Below are 19,176 nucleotides of genomic sequence, written 5' to 3'. Positions count from 1 at the left end.
ACTGTGTCCGCTCTCCCGGGTAGTAGTATGGCCGGTCGCTACGAACCGATCGACTCCCCGGACGAGACGACCCTCTTTCCGTACCACGACCTGACACCGCCGACAGTTGCCACGGTCACGCGCGCCCGGCAACGCATCCGGCAGCATCTCCCGGAAACGCCGCTGGTCCGCAGCGAAGCCCTCTCCGAAGCCCTCGACGCGGATGTTCTGCTCAAGCGGGAGGATACGCTCCCGACTGGTGCGTTCAAAGTCCGTGGCGGTGTAAACCTCGTCGCGTCCCTCGATGAGGAGTTCCAGGACGCTGGACTGCTCGCCGCAAGTACGGGGAACCACGGCCAGTCTATCGCCTGGGCCGGCCGCGAGTTCGACGTGCCGGTCACTATCGGTGTCCCGGAAGGGGCCAACGCCGGAAAAGTCGATGCGCTGGAGCAACTGGGCGCAGAAGTCATTCAGCATGGCGAGGACTACGACGAGGCCCGCGAACACATCGAGGACCTGGCGACCCAGCGTGCGGCGCGCTACGTCCACTCGGGCAACGAACCGAAATTGCTCGCCGGCGTCGGAACGGCTGGCCTCGAAATCATCGACGAGCGACCCGACGTTGACCGCGTGTTCTGTCCCGTCGGCGGCGGCACCGCCGCGGCCGGGTACTCTCTCACGCTCGGGGCGATGACCGACGCCGCCGTCGTCGGTGTCCAGGCGGCGGGTGCGCCCGCGGTGTACCGCGCCTGGAACGAGGAGACGCTGGAGCCCCTCGATAGCGTCGACACCATCGCCGAGGGCGTCGCGACCCGGGTGCCGTTCGCGCTCCCGACGCAAATACTGCAGGCGGGACTCGCTGACTTCCGGCTCGTCTCCGAAGACGCAATTGCGGACGCCGTGGCACGCCTGTTCGAGACAGACCGCATTGTCATGGAAGGGGCCTGTGCGACGGCTGTCGCTGCGGCGCTTCAGGCTGGAGACGAACTACGGGGTGAAACGGTTGTCCTCCCTATCTCGGGGCGGAACATCGACCGAGAGAAGTTCGACCGACTGCTGGCCGAAAGCGAGTATTAGCTGGTCACTTCCGAAGTTGCTCGCCCGCTGTCGACCGGGAAACGTTGTGCTTAAGAGTGCCACGACTGACGAACAGGGTATGAGCAACGAGTCTGAGACTGAAGTCGATGAAGAAACCGCAGACGAAGAAGAACAGGCGGAGGGACTCCAGAAGGGCGATGTTGTCAAGCTCGCCTACACCGCCCGCACCGTCGACGGCGGCCAGCTTGTCGACACGACTGACGAAGCGGTCGCCGAGGAGGACGGCATCGATACCGAACAGCAGGAGTTCGGCCCGCGAACCATCGTGCTGGGCGAGAACCACATCTTCCCGGATGTCGAGCAGGACATCTACGGTAAGGAGGTCGGCGACGAGGGCAACGTGACCGTTGCGGCCGCCGACGCCTTCGGCGAGTACGACGAGGAAGAGGTCCGGACCGTCTCAAAGGACAAGATCCCCGAGGATGACCGCTACCCCGGCGCCCACGTCGACATTGAGGGCGAGCACGGTCACGTCGAGACCATCATCGGCGGGCGCGCGCGAGTGGACTTCAACCACCCGCTGGCCGGCGAGGACGTCGAGTACGACTACGAGATTCTCGAAGAGGTCACCGACCGCGAGGAGAAGGCACAGGGCATCATCCAGATGATGCTCGACATGGAACTCGACGTGTGGTTCGAGACTGACACCGTCGAGGAAGAACAGCTCGTCGAGAGTGAGGACGATGAAGACGAGGACGAAGAGTCCGAGCCTGAGTACGAAACCGTCGAAGTCGAGAAGGAGACGCTCTACATCGAGGCGACGCCGCAGCTGACGATGAACCAGCAGTGGATGATGGGCAAACAGCAGATCGCCCAGCAGCTCACTCAGCTACTCGACATCGACCGCATCATCGTGCAGGAGGAGATCGGTGGCGGCGGCATGGGCATGCCCGGCATGATGGGTGGCATGGGCGGTGCCGGCGGCGCTGACATCGAAGACGCGCTGGAAGACGCCGACGTGGACGCCGAGGAGATCGTCGAAGAGATCGAAGGCGCCGAAGAGTAACTGCACAGCGAGCACGCTGAGCGGTTCTGCAGTGCTGTGCGCCAGCGAGCGGTTGTATCGTTCCGAGCGACTGCTATCTTCTGACGACCACTACGGGCGAACCGTTATACGCACGACACGCCATCACTACACATGCGAGTGTCGCTGGTGTACCCGTCACTGCTCGCGTTTCCGCCGGGGATCGCCTTCGGCGTCGGAACGGTCGTGTTGACTGGAAGCATCGGCACTGGACTGGCAGCGGGTGCCGGTGTCGGTCTCGGACTGTTCCTGTTGATACTCGTCGGAACAGAGTTCGGCTCGACAGACAGAGAACCACGGCCCGGCGGCGAGTAGAATCAGGCGATGTCGCGGCTGGTGTCGATGCTGACCTCTTCGACGAGATTGAGCTTGATGATGTCAGTGGGGGCGCGCCCGCCGCGGAACTTCGGAATCGCGAGACGGTTTTCCACCTCGTCACCGGTCGTTGTGGTGTTGAGCTGGAACACCACGTCCGCGAAGTGCTCGGTCGTATCCCGGAGCGGTGGCACGTCACGACCATCGAGACAGTGAACAATAGCGAGGCTGCCGGTATTGACGATGTGGTTCTGTAGGTCGTTCATGAAGGCCCGAAAACGCGAGTGTGGCTCCTGTGCTTCGAGTACGTCCAGTGGGTCAACGATGAGGTTCGAGGTTTCCGGCAGCGCCGAGACGAGCTTTCCGGCGTTATCGAGGGGTGCTTCGCCGGAGATGTGCCGCACCGTCGGATCTCCGGTGTTGGCCGGCGTCTGCTCGATGCTCGCGATGACTGATTCGGCGGTCCGGTCGAGTGACAGCCACAGCGTCCCGCGCGTGGCGGTGAGTTCGTAGAGGAACAGCTCCGCTTGGCTAGCCGGCTGGGCAGAGAGCACGACGATACTCCCCGCAGGGATGCCACCATCGAGCTTTCTGTCGAGGACATCAATCCCCGTTCGCAACCGGTTGGCCATACCACTGAGAGATTATTTTCCCACGAGATTAAGTATTCCGCTTGGTGAGAACGGCCGCTATCTCGACGTATTTTACCCTCGACCGGTCCGATTCCAGTGGCTTCGACACCGACGGGACATGAATCGTTTCCGGACAGCACAGCAGGGCAGATGGGTCTACGGACCCGTCGCTGCCGACGAGGACCGTAAGCGCGGGCGGTGCATCGAGCGCACGGGCCATCGCCGCAGTCTTGGCTGTGTCGGTGAGGCTCTGGCGTGTTGGTGCACTCACGAGCACTGTTCTGTCAGCTCCCCGTAACGGACGGGCGGCGTCCGGGCCAGCGCCGGCCGGGCAGTCGAGTACCACGGGCCGATCACGTCGGGACAACCTGTTGATGGCATTGTCGATAGCGGCCCCCGATGCGGTCTGACAGGGGAGTACGTCGACGTTTTGGACGGTCGTCGCGCGCTGTGCAACTGCGGTCGGCTCAGCCGAGGCCGCAACATCTGCGATTCCGGGCGTCGGATTGACCCCAGCACGCCGGTGGAGGTTTGGCATATCACGGTCGGTGTCCACAACCAGCGACGGTCTGGTTGACGTCCCCAGTGCTTGCCCAACGCCGAGGGCGATGGTCGTTTTGCCACAGCCACCTTTGCCGCCAGCGATCGCGAGCATACTGTGGATGGACTGTCTATCGGTTTTGAACCCTTGTGTCGGCCGTCACGAACAGTGCCTACCGTGGGCTGAAAGGTCTGACTTACCACGGTTGGTTGTTGCCTACTTTTATACGGTCGTTGTATGCCGCAGTTCCCTGTCCGCGGCAGGTCTGTGCCTTCGATGATGACGGTCCCGACAGTCGAACTGTTCGAGCCCGTTCTCAGTGAGGTTTGATAACGTGTGTGTAACAATAATGAGTACACTCCAACTGTGGCTATGGGCAGTGGACTAAACACGGCCCTTCAGTTATACAGTATCCGCAGCTTATCCGAACCGCTCCCTGAAATCGTCCGCCGTGTCGGGGCTGCAGGCTACGACGGAGTCGAATTCGCACACCGGTTCCAGGAGGAATCGCCCAGAGATATCGCAACGGCACTTGATGACATCGGTCTCGAACCGGTCGCTGTCCACGCGGACCTGCCTGAGGTTGAGGCTGCGCTGGACGGTGAGTCAGACCTGCTAGTCCGGTGTCGAACAGTGGGGTGTGATACGCTCGTTATCCCACATCTTTCGGCGTCCGAGCTACGGACTCGGAGCGACATCCGGTCGCTTTGCCACCGGCTCCGCGACGCCGCAGCCGGTCTCGAAGCGTGTGATATGCAGCTGGGGTATCATACTGGACGGCGGACGTTCCGCCCCTTCCTTCCAGACGCGGCGGGACAGCTCATCGACGAAACGCCGGTGCCCATCGCTGTCGGGGAGTACACACACCAGTTGCTGACTACCCTTCGGGCACCCGACCCGACAACGATACCGAGCGAGACGCCCATGTGGAATCTCGTTGCCCGGACCACGCCGGCGGAACTCATGTTTGAGCCGGAGGTCGCGGAAATCCGTGAAGCAGGCTACGACCCGCGTGCCCTCTTCTCGCTGTGTGGCGACCGAACCAGCATGGTCCACCTCCGGGACGTGTCCCCGGCCGGGCTGTTCCAGGGCTACGAGGATGTCCCGCACGGTGTGGGGGTAGTTGACATGGATGGAGTTCTGGACGCCGCGAGCGACGCTGGTGTCGACTGGGTGATCTACGAAAACGAACTCGACAGCGACCCGACGGCGAAGATTGACCACGGGATGGAAACACTGGAGCGTCTTCTCGATAGGAGTGACCTATCGCGGAGCCCTACACGGATGCCCGCCACGAGTTCGTGACCGCTTTCCGCCGGTGTTAGCCCGGGTATAACAATACCGATGCACCCGAACGGCTGGCACATGAATCTATATCACGAGCGCATCGAAGCCTCGCCACCGGCGAGTACGATGAGCTTCTGTCTCACGACCGACCTCACGGGGAACGGTCGGCCGGACATCATCGTCGGGGCGCTCGGCGACGAGCACGAGGTTGAGTTTCCACTCGTCGATAAGTCAGTCGACTTGCTGTCCGTGTTCGGCATGGGGCCGCTGGCCCGCTGGCTCCAGACGAACGTGTTCTGGTACGAAAACCCCGGTTGGGAGCGACACGACGTGGCCAGCGCACCTGAACTCTCCGTCGGCGGTTCGCTCGGCGATATCACGGGCAACGGCCGCCCGGACATGGTAGCCGGTCAGAACATCTACCGGCACAAACTGTGGTGGTTCGAGATACCGGACGACCCACGAGAGCAGTGGACGCGTCGGCTCATTACCGACGACTTCGAGAAGTATCACGACACCGCCGTGGCGGACGTGGACGGCGACGGGGAAAACGAAGTCGCCGGACTGTCTCAGGAGTCCAAGACGGTATTCTACTACGATATTCCCGAAGACCCAACGCGAGAACCGTGGCCGGTGGCGAACCGCCACGTCGTCGCCGAGGGCCTCGATGTCGAGGGTGTCGCTGTCGAGGATGTCGACGGGGACGGCGAGGTCGAGATCGTCGCCGGCCCGAACGTCTTCCATCGGACGGCCGACGGCTGGGACCGAGAGCAGATCGCCGAGGGCTGGCAGTGTACCCGCGTCGCTATCGAGGACATCGACGGCGACGGCGACCTAGAAATAATCCTCGTCGAGGGCGACGAACCGTATCTCGACGACCGCCCGGCCAGGCTAGGCGTGTTCGATCCGCCCGAGTGGGACCGGACCCTGCTGCACGACGACCTCTCGAACCCACACAGCCTTGACGTGGCGGACTTCGACGGCGACGGTCATCCCGATATCTTCGTCGCGGAAATGGGCCTTGAGGACGGACACGAACCGCGACAGTTCGTGTTCCACAACGACGGAACGGGGAACTTCGAGCCCAAACAACTGAACACCGGCATCCCCACCCACGAGGCGAAAGTCGTCGACCTCGACGGTGACGGCATTCCCGACATCGTCGGCAAGGCGTACACAGAGCCACGCGTCGATGTCTGGCAGAGTAATCCCTGACCCAGACTGCTATTTCTGCCGCTGGCCTTTCTGCCCTCGTTTTCGAAGCCAGTACCGACGCTCTCGAAGCCGGCCCTGATGATGTAAGCGACCGTTCAATTCCCGTGTCGGGAGATTCAAGACCGTCCGGAGCGCGGTACCGAGTGAAATGCGGCACGACCACATCATCAGCGCGAAACAACTCTCGCGGGGCGACATCGAGACGGTGCTCGACCACGCGGCTGACATCGCGGCTGACCCGGGGGCGTTCGCGGACCGACACACCGACACGCTGCTCGGCATGCTCTTTTTCGAGCCGAGCACCCGGACGAAGATGAGCTTCACGACGGCGATGAAGCGTCTGGGAGGCGACATCGTCGACATGGGCTCTGTCGAGTCTTCGAGCGTCAAGAAGGGCGAATCGCTGGCCGACACCGTCCGCGTCGTCGAGGGGTACACCGATGCGCTCGTCCTCCGGCACCCGATGGAAGGCTCGGCGAAGATGGCGAGCGAGTTCGTGGACGTCCCGCTCGTCAACGCCGGCGACGGGGCCGGCCAGCACCCGACCCAGACCCTGCTCGACCTCTATACCATCCGGGAGAACGCGGGCTTCGACGACCTGACTATCGGTATCATGGGCGACCTGAAGTACGGACGGACGGTCCACTCGCTGGCCCACGCACTCACGACCGTCGACGCCAGCCAGCACTTCATCAGTCCGGAGTCGCTTCAGCTTCCGCGGTCGGTCCGCTACGACCTCCACGAGGCCGGCGCGGGGGTCCGAGAGCACACCGACCTCGGCGAAATACTCCCGGAACTGGACGTGCTCTACGTGACGCGTATCCAGGCTGAGCGGTTCCCCGACGAGAGCGAGTATCGCGAGGTCGCCGGCCAGTACCAGATAGACGCCGACACGCTTGCGGCGGCCAAGGACGACCTGACCGTGATGCACCCGCTCCCGCGCGTCGACGAAATCGCCCACGACGTCGACGAGACCACGCACGCGCAGTACTTCCAGCAGGCCCACAACGGCGTCCCGGTGCGGATGGCCCTGCTTGACCTGATGCTCGGAGGCGACCAATGAGCGACAACGACCAGCAACTCCGCGTCTCGAAGATTCGGAACGGTACCGTCATCGACCACATTGCCGGCGGACAGGCGCTGAACGTCCTGGCGATTCTCGGCATCGACGGGACCAGCGGCGACTCTGTCTCCGTTGCAATGAACATGCCCTCGGACCGCCTTGGACACAAAGACGTGGTCAAAGTCGAGGGCCGCGAACTCTCACAAGATGAGGTCGACGTGCTCTCGCTCATCGCCCCCGCGGCGACGATCAACATCATCCGTGACTACGATGTCGTCGAGAAGCGCCGCGTCGAGCGGCCGTCGGTCGTCGAGGGCGTCCTCGAATGCCCGAACCACAACTGCATCACGACCGAGGACGAACCCGTCGACTCACGCTTTGCCGTCGGCGACGACGGCGTTCGCTGTGAGTACTGCGATACGATCATCCGCGACGACCTGCCGGCACACATCCTCGCAGAGTAAGCCGACCCTGCTGCCATCTGGCTACTGCAGCCAGATGCTCGCAAACGAGTCGAAGTACTCGTCACCGGTATCGACCAGCACATGGTCCGCGCCCAGCGCGGTCACGCGGTTCGACACCGAGTCGATGTGGGCGTCGAGTCGCGACTGATACGTCTCGGCCAGCGAACCACTGAAGTACGACCGGCGTGTCTCGTCGCTTTCCGGATCGGCGAACAACACGTCGCCGACGACGCCGGGGTCTCGCTCCTCCGGGGCGACCACGCGGACCAACAGTACGTCGGCGTTGTTGCGGGCGAGCGCGGCGATACCCGATTCGAGCGCCTCTGGCTCTGCCAGGCAGTCACTGAACACGACGACAAGCGAGCGCGAGCGGATGCGCTGGGCGTACCCTTCGAGCGACGATCGGAAGTCCGCTGTCCCTTCGGGTGTCACCCCGTTCAACTGGTCGATAAGCGACAGTATCTCGCCGCGGTTCGACTGGCCGGTGTCGATACGCTCGACCTGATCACGGAACGTACAGAACTGGAAGTCGTTGTTCTCCTCCGCGGTGAGGTAGGCGAAGCCAAGGCCGAGTTTGGCGGCATACTCGAACTTGTGACTCGCCCCCTCGCCGAAATCCATCGACGCGCTCGTGTCGACAAGCAGGTGGACGGTCAGACTCCGCTCCTCCTCGTACTGCTTGATGAAGTACTCCTCCGTCCGGGCGAACAGCTTCCAGTCAATACGCCGCGTGTCGTCTCCCGGCGAGTATCGCCGGTAATCGCTGAACGTGAGCCCTTCCCCGACCCTGGGGGACTCTTGATCGCCCTGCCGGATCGAGGTCGTCTGGCGGTTCAGCGCGGCGGTGAACCGGCCGAGTTCGTCCAGGAAATCTGGCTCGATAGTCACGGCTGTCCCTCCCGTTCTCGTTGGCCCGCCGCCGACTGAACCGCGGTCACTGGATCGTTCATTCCAGCAGGGTCGCGATGAGGTCGTCCGCCGTCCGACCCTCCCGCTCGGCACGGAAGTCCACGATAATCCGGTGCCGGAGGACGGGCGCGGCCAGCGCCTCGATATCCTCGCCCGTGACGTGCGAGCGGCCCTGCAGGAAGGCCCGCGCTTTCGCCGTCTGGACGAGCGCCATACTCGCTCGCGGGCTGGCGCCGAACTCGATGTCGTCGGCCTCGCGGGTCCGGCGGACGAGCTGGACCGCCCTGTCACGCAGGTCGTCGGCGATGGGCATCTCGCGGACCAGCTGCTGAATCTCCTGAATTTCCGAGCGGGTCAGCGAGCGCTCGACGGGGACCTGTTCTGCCCCGGCAGTGTACATATCGACGATAGTCCGCTCCTCGTCGTAGTCGGGGTAATCGACCAGCAGCTTCAGCATGAAGCGGTCGGTCTGGGCCTCCGGGAGCGCGTAGGTTCCCGACTGGTCGATTGGGTTCTGCGTCGCCAGGATGAAGAAGGGACGCGGTAGTTCGTAGGTCTCGCCCGCAGCGGTCACCTGTTTCTCCTGCATCGCTTCCAGCAGGGCGGCCTGTGTCTTCGGCGTCGCTCTGTTAATCTCGTCAGCTAGCACCACGTTGGCGAACACCGGCCCCTTTTCGAAGACGAACTCGCGGCCGCTGTCGGTCTCACGGATGATTTCGGTGCCCGTAATATCGGACGGCATCAGGTCGGGGGTGTTCTGAATCCGGGAGAACTGAAGGTCGGTCACCTCTGCGACGGTCCGGACCATTGTCGTCTTCCCCAGCCCCGGGTTCGATTCGAGCAGGGCGTTGCCGTCAGCCAGGATACAGATGAGCAGTTGCTCCAGTACCTCCTCCTGGCCGACGATTCGCGTGCTGATCTGTTCACGTGCGTTTGCGATCTTCTGCTGTAGTTCGTCGATGTCTTGGCTCATGGGTCGGTATCCTCGTCGTCCGTGTCCTGATCTCGAATCCTGAGGTTGTACTCGCGGATGAGGTCCGCGTCCTCGATGTCTTCCTGGCCGGCAAACCCGGCCTGCTGGCTGTCGACTGTGCCGCCGCCGCTCCCCGGCTCCCCGGCGGTCGGCGAGGATGGGAACGACTGGCTCCGGTCGATCTCTTCCTCGCCGCCAGTCGACTCGATCTCGGCGGTGAGGTTCTCGTCGCCCGCTTGCACGTCCTCGCTGTCGCCGAGTATCGCGTCGCCGTCCTCCAGCCCCTCGTACTCGCTTGGCCGGTCGGTTGGCGCGTCCGTCTCGACTGTGTCGCGGTCGAGCAGCCCGATGTCGACGACGGCTACCTGCACTGTCGCCAGACTCAGCAGGATAACGACGACGAGCGTCCCGAGCAGCCGCCGGCTATCGACAAGGGCGACGCTCGAACTCTGTTTCAGCCCGTCGAGGACATCCTCGTAGAGCCGCGCCGCCATCCGCGTCTCGGCTCCGTCCTCGACCGCGTCCCGCGCCGTCCGGAGCGCGTCGGTGACGTTCGCGTTCGCCGCCTCGAACTGCTCGACGAGCGGCTGACGGACCCGGTGCAGATACTCGCCGATGAACCAGCCCACTCCGACGGCCATGCCGACAACCGCCCCCGTCGGGAAGGACAGCTTCGGTATCGAGCGGCCGACAGCCGCACTGACCGGGTCCGTCACCGACGCGGGAACCGACACCTGTGTCGGGAGTTCGGCCGGCGAGAGGACAGTCAGGAGGATGTTCACCAGGAGAAAGACCAGCACTGCGTCAACGACGGCGTAGACGAACGCCGCCTTCTTGCCCTCGCGTCTCACCTCGGCGATGGCGGCGGCCATTCGCTCGCGGGCTTGTGCCCGTCCGTTTGCAGACGGCTCTTCGACGCCGTTCTTTCCGGTGGTTGTGTTTGGCTCGTTCATCAGTAGTCCTCGCAGGCGGCTTTGCCCTGGTTCTCCGGCTGGCTGCAGAGCGTCTCGATATCGTCTCGCAGCGCTTGGTTCTCGTTTTTGAGTTCGTCGATGTCGTCTTCAAGCGTACTTATCCGCGATTCCAGACTTTCGATGTCGTCCCGTAGGTCGGACACTTGGTCTTCGAGTTCGGCACGCTCGTCCTCTAGCTCCTCGTTTTCGCTCTCCAGATCGTCAATAGTCGATTCGAGGTCTTCGACTTCGTTCTCGAGCGTGTCGCGCTCGTCTCGCAGGTCACCGACTGTCCCCTCTAGCTCTTCGACGCGGTCCTCGCTCTCGCGGAGCGACTGTCGGGTCTCCGCCAGTTGGCTCTCCGTGGCGTTCAGTTGCTCCTCCGTCTGGTTCAGGTTAGTCGCGACCTGATCGACGTCTTCCGACCGCGTCTCCAATTGGTCTTCGAGTTCGCCGACGCGGGTCCGGGTAGATTCCAGTTCACTCCTGGTGGCATCCAGATTTTCTCGGAGTTCAGCGTTTTGCTGTCGGAGTTCCTGGTTCTGCGACCGCAGCTCGCCTGCAGAATCTTGGTACAGAACCGTCGTTCCACCGGTGCCAACCATCGAGAGGACGACGAACAGTACGAGTCCGAGGTTGATACGGCGGCCGATGGCGCTCACGGGAGACCACTCTCCAGGGAGGTGCGACCGCGGTACACTTGAACACGCCGTGCGACCACCTCGCCGGTGAAAAGCAGGAGCGCGCCGAGCAGGGCGACCCAGTCCCAGTTCTCTCGAACGGTGCGGACCCGGGTGGATTTCTGGCGTGCCTCGCTGGCTATCTGTTCGCCCTGGTTCGGACTGAACGTCTGCCCGCCGGTCGCTTCGACGAGTGCATCGAGGCTCTCACTCGGACCGAACGAAGCGTACTCGACGGGGTAGTTCGCCGCGTATTCGGTGTCGAGTGCCGTCTGATACCCCGCTTCTCTGGGCGTGAACTCACCACGATATCGCCCATCACCGACCTGGCGGAAGGAGATGTTCGGCGCATCAGGGCGACTGTCACCCTGGTAGGTCAGCGTCGTCGGACTCCCGACCCGGGCATCGCCGACCGCTATGACGCCGGTCTGCGTGCGCATGGGGTCACCCACCGCGTAGTTGACCGATTTGGTGACCACCAGCGAATCCGGCCGGTCGAGCAGACCGCCCATCGTGTTGTCCGAGTCGTAGGCGGTAATCGAGACCACGCGGCCCAGCCCGAACCGCCAGGAGGCGATGGCCGGCTTTCCGTCGGCGGTGGCGACCTGATAGTCGGCCCCGGGTTTGACCTGCACGTTGTTTGCCTGCCCGGGATTGGCCGTCAGCTCGACGCCCGAGGTGATGAACGTGTCCTCAGTGACGATGGTGAGGTTCTCCCCCTGGTAGCGCCGCGAGGAGCCGCCAAAGAGGAGCCGGAGCCGCTCGGTCTCGTCGGCGGCGAAGTACGAGCCGCCGGACTCGCCGGCGATCTGGCGCATTGTCGCGACGCCGACGCGCTTGCCGACACCGACCGAGATGACGCGGGTCCCTTCACGACCCAGTTGGTTGGCAACGGCCGCCGGCGGGCCGAGCCGGTCCTGGCCGTCGCTGAGGAGGATTATCGTCCCCTCGCGGTCGCCCAGTAGTTCGTCGGCCCCCTGAAGGCCGACGGCGATATCAGTCGCGCCGCCGCTGTTGAGCCGCCGTATCTTGTCGGCAGTCTCCGCGCGGTTCTGACCGAGCGCTTGCATCTCCGAGACGCGGTACGCGTTCTGGTTGAACGCGACGACACCAACCCGGTTCTCGTCGCCGAGCTGGTCGAGTACGTCCAGTGCGACGGCTTTCTGTATCGAGAGGCCGCTCTCGGCGCTCCCGGACACGTCGACGAGGATGACGATGTTCGACTCGCCGCCGGTCGCGTTCCCGACGCGGACCGGGAGCATCGAGGCCACCGGCGACGTTTCGTAGCCGCCGTTCTCGTAGGCGTTGTCGCCGCCTGCGACGACCAGCCCGCCGCCGTTGATGACGAAGTCCTGCAGTGCGGTCGTGTTCCCAATACTGCTCGACGGTGTGTCTTGGACGACGACGGCGGCGTAGTCATCGAGGTCCGCCGGGACCGACGAGGCCGTCGAAACGTTGTACAGCGAGTCGAGATAGTTCCGCAGTGGGTACTGGCCCTGCGAGACGTACAGCACGTCGGGCTGTTCGACGACGCGGACGCTCTTGTAGAACACGTCGTTTCGTGCGTACTCGTCGTCGCCGGAGAGTGTCGCCGTCACGCGGTGTGAACCAATCTCCTCGAACGCGTAGTCGACGGTGAGCGTGCCGTCCGGCCGGAGTTCGCCCTCGGTGACCGTCTCGCCGTCGATCGTCACTTCGACGGGTACTGGTTCGAGGACGCTCACGCCGGCCATCGAGACTGTGTACTGCGACTGGACGCCGCGGCTCACCGTTGACGGCCCCGCTATCGCCACAGCGCGCTCGGTGCGTGGCGACTGTGGCCGGACGCTGTGGACCGTAGCATTGAGCGCACCGGCATCCTCTGCGGCCCTCGACAGGCTCCGCCCCTCTGTGACGCGGCCGTCGGAGACGACGACGACCGTCCCGTTCTCCTGGAGATTTGCCGCTACGCCGTCGCCGAGCCGCGAACTCGACCCGCTGCCGATTGTCGCTCGTGTCACCGGGACACCCTCGTCCTCGATGTCCCGTACCAGCGCGTCGGTCGTGTTCGGATAGACGCCCATGCTTGCGGACTCGTCCGTCAGCAGTGTCACACCCGGTTCGCCCGGCGTCTCTCTGGTCTGGACGGTGTACGGTCCCATCGCGCCGAGGACGAGCAGGCAGACGATAAGTACGCGGCTGGCAAGCAGGAGCCGGCGACTCCGGTTCGAAGCCGACCGCGGGCCGGCGTCGCCACGCCGGATGAGATACGCGAGGAGGCCGATAGCGACCGGCAGGGCCAGCAGTGGCCAGCGGTGCTCGACACCGACGGTCAGTCCCTCCGCGAGGGTGTATGAGACCGCCATCAGAGGTCACCTCGCCGGCGCAGATAGCCGACCTCAGCGAGTGCAAGCACCAGCCCGCCAAGTGCGAGGTACTCGGTCAAGGGCTGTGGCACCGACCGCTGTTCGGTCCGGGTGAGATTCCCAGCCGTCCCGGCGCGCTGGTCGAGCGCTTCGACGTTGGTGTTTGACTCACTCTCGTCAAGCAGTGAGGCGCTCACCTGCCGACTCTCGGTGCGATAGAAGCCGGCGCGCTGGAGCGGGACCGTGTCTCCGGAGACGGCACCGGTCGGTCCATCGACCGTGGCGTTACCGAACCGGACGGTCTCACCGGTCTCGTGGTTCAGTGCCGGGAGCTGGTCCCTGTCCGCGAGGTAGTACACCGCCCGTTTCCAGAACACGGGGTACTGGTAATTGAACTTGAAGCTGGACCGATCCTCGATGTAGCCGTAGTACATGACACGCCCGCCGTTTCGATCCTCGGTCGCGATGAGCGGCGTCCCGTCGCCCAGTTGCACCTGCGCGGAGCCGGACCGTAGCGACCCGGCAATGTACTCGTCCGGGGGCTGGAAGTCGATGCCGCGAGTGAGCTGTGTCTGTGCCGTCTGGCCCACCGTCGCGCCCGTCCGAGTCTCGCCGGGCTCGATGAGGAGGAGATCCCGGTATCGCTGCGGGAGATTGTCCTGCGCCAGCACCGCCACGCCGCCACCGTCTTCGACCAGTTCGCGCCCGGTTTCGACGTTCCCGGGGAGCAACGAACTCCTGTCGACGTTGCTGTACAGAATCACGTCGTAGTCGCCCTGAATCGTCGTCGGCGGCTGCCTGACTGTCACGTTCACGCGGTCGACGACCGACAGCGCGGTGGTCAGGTACCGGTTCCGGTCGTTTGTCAGCACCAGCACGTCGACGGCCGCGTCAGCCGGCGCGGCGATATAGACGCTGTCGTCCGTCGCGAAACTGTCGCCCGGGCTGAGCCGGGCTTCGCTCCCGCCGGTGGGGACCGGTAGCGTCACTGAACCCACGTCGTCGGGCCCGAGTCGTAGTTCTCGCTGGGTGTTGCCGAGCCGAACGGTCCGGGCGACCGACGAGTCGCCGTAGTTTTTCACCGACAGCGTCACCGATGAGCCGGAGAACCGGCGGTCGATGAAGCCGACGTTCGCGTCGCCCCCGCCGTCGAACTGCTGGAGGTCCACGGAGAGGCCGCGTCCACGGGCTGTCGTGACCGCCGTGGTCCACTCATCGCCCGCGAAATCGCTCAGAACGACGATTCTGGCGTTCTCGCCGGCGAGCGAGGTCGCCTGCGAGATGGCACCGCTGAGCGCTTCCGGCGTGTCTGTCGGGCTGAGTCCGTCAAGCGTTCCCGCCGCCGCTGTCGGCGTACCGCGCTGGAGTACCACCTCGCCACCGTTGGTTGTGGTGACGATAGAGGTCGTCCCCGTCACCTCCTCCCGGGCGGCTGCGACGGCCCGCTGGAAGCGTGTCTGGCCGCCAGCGTCGGTCTGCATGGACGCGCTCGTATCGACAACGATGACGGTCTCCTCCACTGTCGCCCGCTCGGAGACGGTGACATACGGGGTCGCCAGTCCGACCGCGAGCACCAGCACGACCAGCACCTGTAACAGCAGGAGGAGGCTGCGTGAAATCCGTTCGAGAAACGGCGTCGCCGACTGCTGGCGCTCTCCGGCGACGAGAAACTGGAACGTCGGCAGCGTGAGCTCTTTGGGGTCCGGTCGAATGAGGTACAACACCACAATCGGCACCGCAAGAAGGAGGGCAGCTAGTCCCAGGGGGGCAAGGAAAACGTCCGAGAGGACCATTACCTGTGTATCAGGCGGAGGCGGCATTTATCTTGTGACTCTGGTGACACCATTGTGCGGGCACCTGACGACGGCGTCTCCCGGCTGGCGTATCGCCGGTGACGGCCTACCCGGGCACCACCGTCGTTATCCCTCGGTCGTCCGACAGCAGACGAACGCTGTCACCGCCGCAGTGAGAGACGCCGCTGGGGCTCCGAGAGGGGGATTCTTCACATAGAAAAACAGGCAAAATACGCCCTCAGTCTGCGGATTTCGGCGGCGATGACAAAATGCATTTAACTGAAGATAGTCGAGTGACAGTCAGAATGGGACAATCCGAAAGCGGGCCTGCAGGGACGACATCGGGGACCGCGAAAGAGCGAACCCTCAAGGTTCTGTTCGAAATTGAACTGCCCGATGACTGTTCGTGTCCACTTTCGGAGCCGGATGCAGACATCGAGAACGCTCAGAACCAGATCGATGACGGCGTCTGTCACGCGGAGGTGACTGTCACTGACGAGAGCGGAGCCGCACGAGTCCTCCATTCGACAAATCAGGTCGGGGACGCCTGTCTCTGTCTCGCGTTTAGCGAGGTCGGGTGTGTCCCACGAACCCGACGCGTAGACGGTGATTCCCTTTTTATCGAGACGTACGTCTCAGACCGAAGCGTCATCAGCGAGCTAGTCGACCAGTTGCAATCCGCCGCCGACCGAGTCCGTCTGCGACGGTTGACATCCCGTCAGGACGACGAGACAGAGTCGGAGCCTGCGACTGTCGACCTCTCCTGTCTCACGGCAAAACAACGGGAAGCAGCGATACTTGCGGTCGACGAAGGATACTATCAGACACCACGACAGACGACCCTCGACGAACTCGCATCGACACTCGGTATCACGAAGTCTGCCCTCTCTCAGCGCCTGAAGGCCGTCGAATCGAAACTCGCGACGGCCGCCTTCGATCCGTAGACTCGCCTTTTCCGGCTGGGTGCACTGGCGACGGAGAGACTCCCCTCAGCCACCGAACGACTTGCGCGTGAACAGAGCGTTCTCCGAGTGTCTGGTTCGGCTATTTCCCGGTTCTCTGGCAGACGCTCGATCGGTCTGACGGCGCACGGACACACCTGTCGGTACTTAAACCCCTTCATAATTCAGCGCGCGTCCTACCGAGTTCCGGGAGAAATCGACAACTAGAGCCATGAATAACCCACAGCAGCCGAGATTGACGCCGATTGATGAGTGGGAAGATGAAGCAACAGCGATGCTTGACGGCGTCGAGTACGACACTGAGTTGGGGCTACGGATGGCTCGTGACGCGATTCGTGTCTCGAATGGGGAACTGAGCGACGCCGAATTCCACGAAAAGTACCACGATGAGGTACTGGCGGAGTTCGGTGAAGACGAGCGGCCGACCAAACCTGAGGGATTCGACGATGACTGACACCGATGGGCTGTATCGGCGCGACGTACTGAAAGCCGGAGGAGCGGCTGCTGCCCTCGGTCTCGGCGGCGGTGAGTTCCTCCAGGGGCTGGCCGAACGCGGAGACGAAACGGCGGCGTCAACCCGCGACCCGGGTATCGAGAACTACGTCGGGCAGAACGACGTCATCCAGACCGTCTGCTCGCCGAACTGCCGCGGGAAGTGTCCCATCGACGTCCACGTCCGCGACGGACAGGTGAAGAAGGTCGAGCCACACCCGCCGGAAGACGAGCAGTACAAGCGGGCCTGTGTGCTCGGGCTCTCACACACCCAGCGCGTGTACGACCCGACAAGACTGAAGTACCCGATGAAGCGCACGGACTGGTCGCCCGACGAGCCAAACCCCGGCGGACGTGGCCCGGATGCCGAGTTCGAGCGCGTCTCGTGGGACGAGGCGCTCGATCTGGTCGCCGACAAGATGCAGTCGCTAAAAGACGACCACGGCGCAGAGAGCGTCCTCTTCCACGAGGGGTCGGGGAACTACGGGCAGACGGGCAAGTCGTTCAGCCGCCTGGCCGCTCTGTTTGGCGCAACCCAGTCTGCCTGGGGTATCGACGCCAACGTCGGTCGCGGATTCAACCGGGTCACCGGGACTGGGTTCTTCCTGCCGCCGACGAACGAGGCCGAGGACTGGGAGAACGCGAACACCATCATCGTCTGGGGGTCGGACATCTTCTCCAGTCAGTTCCAGATGGACGCTTCGAAAGTTCTCGACGCCGTCGAGAGCGGGGCGAAACTTGTCGTGGTGGATCCGGTGTACACGACAACGGCGTCGAAAGCCGACCTGTGGCTCCCGGTCAAGCCCGGGAAAGATGTGCATCTCGCGCTTGCGATGATGCACACTGTCTTCGAGGACGGGACGTACGACGAACAGTTCCTTCGCAAGCGGACGACCGGTCCCGCGCTAATCCGGAAAGACACCGGCGACCTGCTCAAGTCGAGTACCGTCTTCGACGACGGCAGCGACGACCAGGTCGTCGCCGTCGAACGGGGCAGCAACACGCCAGTCGAACTCGAACCCGAGACCGACGGCCCGTATGCGCTCTTCGGGGAGTTCACAGTCGACGGCATCGAATGTGAGACAGCACTGACCCGGCTCCGTGACCACGTAGCTGACTACGCTCCATCGAAAGTCGCGGAGAAGACCGGTGTCGACGCGGAGAACATCCGCACTGCAGTCCGGTGGCTGGCGACTCGCGGCCCCGGTGGCATCGCCCCGAGCTACGCGCTCGGACGGTACAAACACGGGCACATCTTCGGCCAGACCTATGCGATGCTGATGGGGCTGACCGGTGACTACGGCCGGCACGGGAACATCCACGCGCACCACGCCGGCGGTGCGACGCTCAGCACCGGTGGCTGGGGCACTCCCGAGGACGCTGACCCCGGGCCGTCGCTGTTCTTCCCCGAATACCCGGACGCGATACTCGACGGTGATCCGCACAAGGTCAGGGCCGTCTACTCGATCGAGTCGAACATGATGGGCAACCAGTTCCCGGACCGGCAACGGTTCAGAGAGGCCATCAGGAGCCTCGAACTGTACGTGGTCGCGGATATGCACCACACGGATACGGTCCAGCATGCGGACATCATCCTCCCGGCCCCACACTGGTTCGAGCAGGAGGACATCACGTCCAGCTGGGGGTCCCATCCACACATCAGCTATCGACACAAGGTCCAAGAACCGATGTGGGAGGCCAGAGACGACTACTACGCGATCCGCGGGCTCGCAGAGCGGCTCGGGTTCGGTGACTACTTCCCGGAGACGAAACGCGAAATGCTCCGGGAACTCGCCAGCCGAGACGATGCAATCGACTTCGAGACGCTGTTCGAACAGGGGACGCAGAAGAAACAGACCGTTCCCATCGTCAAGTACACCGACGAGTTCCCCACTGACACGGGGCGCATCAAGATGTACGACGACGACGCACCGAGCGAGGAAGGCGTCACGTTTGACCTCCCAAAGCCACTCGAAGACCGGACAGCCGACGACTACGAGAAGGCCGACGAGTACCCGCTGATGTTCATGCAGAAGCACAGCCGGTTCCGCATTCACTCGCAGTACGAGATGTTGAACTGGGTGCGTGAGGTCAACCCCGAACCACAGCTGGACATCCATCCGTCGGATGCGAAGGCTCGCGGCATCGAGGACGGCGAGTACGTCCGCGTGTACAACGACCGGGGCGAGATGGTCGTGAAAGCGAAGTACAACGAGGCGTTCCAGCCGGGGCTGGTAAACACTGACCAAGGATGGTGGTCGCGTGACTACCTCAGGGGCCACCATAACGACCTCACGCACAACGAGGTCAGCGACGTCGGCCAGACGATGGCGTTCTACGACGTCCGCGTGGCAGTCGAACCGGCTCCCGACGACCTCGACACCGAAACGTACGACGCGGACAACCCGCGCGGGGCTGGTGCCGACGCACCACGCGCAGGAGGTGACTAAC

18 protein-coding genes are annotated in these 19,176 nt (G+C 63.6%); 10 read left to right on the top strand and 8 right to left on the bottom strand.

What is annotated here, in order from left to right; translation table 11 throughout:
- The first annotated feature begins 27 nt into the window (after window positions 1-27).
- The 3 genes from AMS69_RS17140 (at window position 28) to AMS69_RS17130 (ending at window position 2,416) form a co-directional block, all read left to right on the top strand.
- The gene (locus AMS69_RS17140; protein ID WP_053969276.1) at window positions 28-1,056 is read left to right on the top strand and encodes a threonine ammonia-lyase; all 1,029 of its coding nucleotides are present in this window, start codon (window positions 28-30) and stop codon (window positions 1,054-1,056) included.
- Window positions 1,057-1,135: 79 nt separating this feature from the next.
- Complete coding sequence (locus AMS69_RS17135; protein ID WP_053969275.1) at window positions 1,136-2,083, top strand: FKBP-type peptidyl-prolyl cis-trans isomerase; 948 nt, start codon at window positions 1,136-1,138, stop codon at window positions 2,081-2,083.
- 132 nt (window positions 2,084-2,215) lie between these two features.
- The gene (locus AMS69_RS17130) at window positions 2,216-2,416 is read left to right on the top strand and encodes a hypothetical protein (protein WP_053969274.1); all 201 of its coding nucleotides are present in this window, start codon (window positions 2,216-2,218) and stop codon (window positions 2,414-2,416) included.
- A gap of 2 nt (window positions 2,417-2,418) precedes the next feature.
- Here the strand turns inward: AMS69_RS17130 and AMS69_RS17125 are convergent, their stop codons facing one another.
- Together AMS69_RS17125 and AMS69_RS17120 are read right to left on the bottom strand one after the other, a co-directional pair.
- The gene (locus AMS69_RS17125) at window positions 2,419-3,048 is read right to left on the bottom strand and encodes an RAD55 family ATPase (RefSeq protein ID WP_004515458.1); all 630 of its coding nucleotides are present in this window, start codon (window positions 3,046-3,048) and stop codon (window positions 2,419-2,421) included.
- Window positions 3,049-3,076: 28 nt separating this feature from the next.
- Complete coding sequence (locus AMS69_RS17120; RefSeq protein ID WP_053969273.1) at window positions 3,077-3,703, bottom strand: MinD/ParA family ATP-binding protein; 627 nt, start codon at window positions 3,701-3,703, stop codon at window positions 3,077-3,079.
- A 258-nt stretch (window positions 3,704-3,961) separates the two neighbouring features.
- Between AMS69_RS17120 and AMS69_RS17115 the strand changes: the two genes are divergently transcribed.
- From AMS69_RS17115 to pyrI, 4 genes are all read left to right on the top strand, one after another.
- On the top strand, window positions 3,962-4,894 hold the full coding sequence (locus AMS69_RS17115) for a sugar phosphate isomerase/epimerase family protein (RefSeq protein ID WP_053969272.1): 933 nt from the start codon (window positions 3,962-3,964) through the stop codon (window positions 4,892-4,894).
- A 39-nt stretch (window positions 4,895-4,933) separates the two neighbouring features.
- Window positions 4,934-6,091, top strand: coding sequence for an FG-GAP repeat domain-containing protein (locus AMS69_RS17110; RefSeq protein WP_053969271.1), 1,158 nt, complete (start codon window positions 4,934-4,936; stop codon window positions 6,089-6,091).
- A gap of 148 nt (window positions 6,092-6,239) precedes the next feature.
- On the top strand, window positions 6,240-7,154 hold the full coding sequence (gene pyrB / locus AMS69_RS17105; RefSeq protein WP_053969270.1) for an aspartate carbamoyltransferase: 915 nt from the start codon (window positions 6,240-6,242) through the stop codon (window positions 7,152-7,154).
- Window positions 7,151-7,618, top strand: a complete 468-nt coding sequence (gene pyrI / locus AMS69_RS17100) for an aspartate carbamoyltransferase regulatory subunit (protein WP_053969269.1) — start codon at window positions 7,151-7,153, stop codon at window positions 7,616-7,618. Before pyrB ends, pyrI begins: the two co-directional genes overlap by 4 nt.
- 21 nt (window positions 7,619-7,639) lie before the next feature.
- On the opposite strand, the gene AMS69_RS17095 is transcribed toward pyrI, so the two are convergent.
- Genes AMS69_RS17095 through AMS69_RS17070 form a run of 6 tightly spaced genes read right to left on the bottom strand, consistent with a single transcriptional unit; the run spans window position 7,640 to window position 15,271 of the window.
- Window positions 7,640-8,506 carry a DUF58 domain-containing protein gene (locus tag AMS69_RS17095; protein WP_053969268.1) on the bottom strand — a complete coding sequence of 289 codons (867 nt, stop codon included), beginning with the start codon at window positions 8,504-8,506 and terminating at the stop codon, window positions 7,640-7,642.
- 58 nt (window positions 8,507-8,564) lie between these two features.
- Window positions 8,565-9,500, bottom strand: coding sequence for an AAA family ATPase (locus tag AMS69_RS17090; RefSeq protein ID WP_053969267.1), 936 nt, complete (start codon window positions 9,498-9,500; stop codon window positions 8,565-8,567).
- Window positions 9,497-10,453 carry a DUF7502 family protein gene (locus AMS69_RS17085; protein WP_053969266.1) on the bottom strand — a complete coding sequence of 319 codons (957 nt, stop codon included), beginning with the start codon at window positions 10,451-10,453 and terminating at the stop codon, window positions 9,497-9,499. Before AMS69_RS17085 ends, AMS69_RS17090 begins: the two co-directional genes overlap by 4 nt.
- On the bottom strand, window positions 10,453-11,115 hold the full coding sequence (locus AMS69_RS17080) for a chromosome partitioning protein (protein WP_053969265.1): 663 nt from the start codon (window positions 11,113-11,115) through the stop codon (window positions 10,453-10,455). Before AMS69_RS17080 ends, AMS69_RS17085 begins: the two co-directional genes overlap by 1 nt.
- Entirely contained in the window at window positions 11,112-13,478 is a 2,367-nt protein-coding gene (locus AMS69_RS17075) for a VWA domain-containing protein (RefSeq protein WP_053969264.1), read from the bottom strand. The genes AMS69_RS17080 and AMS69_RS17075 overlap by 4 nt, the downstream gene beginning before the upstream one ends.
- Complete coding sequence (locus AMS69_RS17070; protein ID WP_053969263.1) at window positions 13,478-15,271, bottom strand: vWA domain-containing protein; 1,794 nt, start codon at window positions 15,269-15,271, stop codon at window positions 13,478-13,480. The genes AMS69_RS17075 and AMS69_RS17070 overlap by 1 nt, the downstream gene beginning before the upstream one ends.
- A gap of 305 nt (window positions 15,272-15,576) precedes the next feature.
- Here AMS69_RS17070 and AMS69_RS17065 point away from each other — a divergent pair, with 305 nt between their 5' ends.
- The 3 genes from AMS69_RS17065 to AMS69_RS17055 all read left to right on the top strand — a co-directional run bounded on the left by AMS69_RS17065 (window position 15,577) and on the right by AMS69_RS17055 (window position 19,175).
- Window positions 15,577-16,215: a helix-turn-helix domain-containing protein gene (locus tag AMS69_RS17065; RefSeq protein WP_053969262.1), complete on the top strand. Its 639-nt coding sequence runs from the start codon at window positions 15,577-15,579 to the stop codon at window positions 16,213-16,215.
- Between the two features lie 229 nt (window positions 16,216-16,444).
- Complete coding sequence (locus tag AMS69_RS17060; RefSeq protein ID WP_053969261.1) at window positions 16,445-16,687, top strand: 4Fe-4S ferredoxin N-terminal domain-containing protein; 243 nt, start codon at window positions 16,445-16,447, stop codon at window positions 16,685-16,687.
- Entirely contained in the window at window positions 16,680-19,175 is a 2,496-nt protein-coding gene (locus tag AMS69_RS17055) for a molybdopterin-dependent oxidoreductase (protein ID WP_053969260.1), read from the top strand. Before AMS69_RS17060 ends, AMS69_RS17055 begins: the two co-directional genes overlap by 8 nt.
- The last annotated feature ends 1 nt before the right edge of the window (window position 19,176 follow it).

The sequence above is a fragment of the Haloarcula rubripromontorii genome (assembly GCF_001280425.1).
GTDB lineage: Archaea > Halobacteriota > Halobacteria > Halobacteriales > Haloarculaceae > Haloarcula > Haloarcula rubripromontorii.
The sequence above is the reverse complement of the archived record's forward strand: the minus strand, read 5'-3'. Positions and strand labels throughout refer to the sequence as shown.